Origin of the sequence: Ornithinibacter sp., from assembly GCF_035443565.1 — a bacterium.
GTDB lineage: Bacteria > Actinomycetota > Actinomycetes > Actinomycetales > Dermatophilaceae > Fodinibacter.
Window position 1 is genome coordinate 1 of the sequence record NZ_DAORSO010000389.1, and the last position, 1242, is coordinate 1242.

Annotated in this window: 2 protein-coding genes and 1 pseudogene; all 3 read right to left on the reverse strand. The window is 67.5% G+C overall.

All coding sequences use genetic code 11. The features are described 5' to 3' along the window. A pseudogene (locus PLL68_RS15415) lies at window positions 1-221 on the reverse strand (30S ribosomal protein S5); the annotation flags it as partial. 43 nt (window positions 222-264) lie between these two features. Then, the gene (gene rplR / locus PLL68_RS15420; protein WP_159900902.1) at window positions 265-639 is read right to left on the reverse strand and encodes a 50S ribosomal protein L18; all 375 of its coding nucleotides are present in this window, start codon (window positions 637-639) and stop codon (window positions 265-267) included. 3 nt (window positions 640-642) lie between these two features. Next, window positions 643-1179, reverse strand: coding sequence for a 50S ribosomal protein L6 (gene rplF / locus PLL68_RS15425; RefSeq protein WP_159900904.1), 537 nt, complete (start codon window positions 1177-1179; stop codon window positions 643-645). Between the last annotated feature and the right edge of the window lie 63 nt (window positions 1180-1242).

A 1242-nucleotide genomic window follows, 5' to 3' on the forward strand; every position in this document is an offset into this window, starting at 1 on the left:
CCGTCACCGACGACGACGAGCGCGGTGAAGCTGAAGCGACGGCCACCCTTGACGACCTTGGCGACGCGGTTGATCGTCACGACGCGCTCGATGTACTGGCTCTTCTCGGGCTCGCGGGCGTCACGACCGCCGCGACCGCCCTCACGGCCACCGCGACCTTCGCGGCCGCCGCGCTCGGCGGTTGCGGGTCCGCCGGTGCCTCGACGCTGGGGTCCTGGCATCAGATGTTCCTCATCTCAACAACGGGGGTGTTCTGGGTGGCGATCACAGGGACAGACCGCCTTCGCGAGCGCCATCAGCGATGGCGGCGACGCGACCGTGGTACTTGTTGCCGCCACGGTCGAAGACGACGGCCTCGACGCCGGCAGCCTTGGCGCGCTCGGCGACGAGCTCGCCGACCTTCTTGGCCTTGGCGGTCTTGTCACCATCGAAGGACCGCAGGTCCGCCTCCATGGTGGAGGCCGACGCCAAGGTCTTGCCGACGGTGTCGTCGACGACCTGGACGAAGACGTGGCGCGACGAGCGGGACACGACGAGGCGGGGACGCCCGGTGGTACCGGTGACGACCTTGCGGACGCGGAAGTGGCGACGGGCGCGGGAGGCGCTCTTGCCCTTGGCGCGCTTGACGATCAGTGCCATGGCTTACTTACCAGCCTTTCCGACCTTGCGGCGGATCTGCTCGCCCGCGTAGCGGACGCCCTTGCCCTTGTACGGGTCGGGCTTGCGGAGCTTGCGGATGTTCGCGGCGACCTCGCCGACGAGCTGCTTGTCGATGCCCTGGACCGAGAACCGGGTCTGGTTCTCGACCACGAAGGTGATGCCGGCGGGCGGCTCGACGGTGATCGAGTGCGAGTAGCCGAGGGCGAACTCGAGGTTGGAGCCCTTGGCCAGCACGCGGTAACCGGTGCCGTGGATCTCCAACTTCTTCTCGTAGCCGTCGGTGACGCCGAGCACCATGTTGTTGATGAGCGAGCGGGTCAGGCCGTGCAGCGAGCGCGACGTGCGCGCGTCGTCGGGGCGCTTGACCTCGAGAACACCGTCATTGGTCTCGACGGTGATCGGCTCGGCAACGACGTGGCTGAGCTCGCCCTTGGGGCCCTTGACCTTGACGGTCTGGCCATCGATGGCGATGTCGACACCCGAGGGGACGGTGACGGGGAGACGTCCGATGCGTGACATGTCAGTAACCCCTTACCAGATGTAGGCGAGGACTTCCCCACCCACACCCTTGTTGGCGGCCTG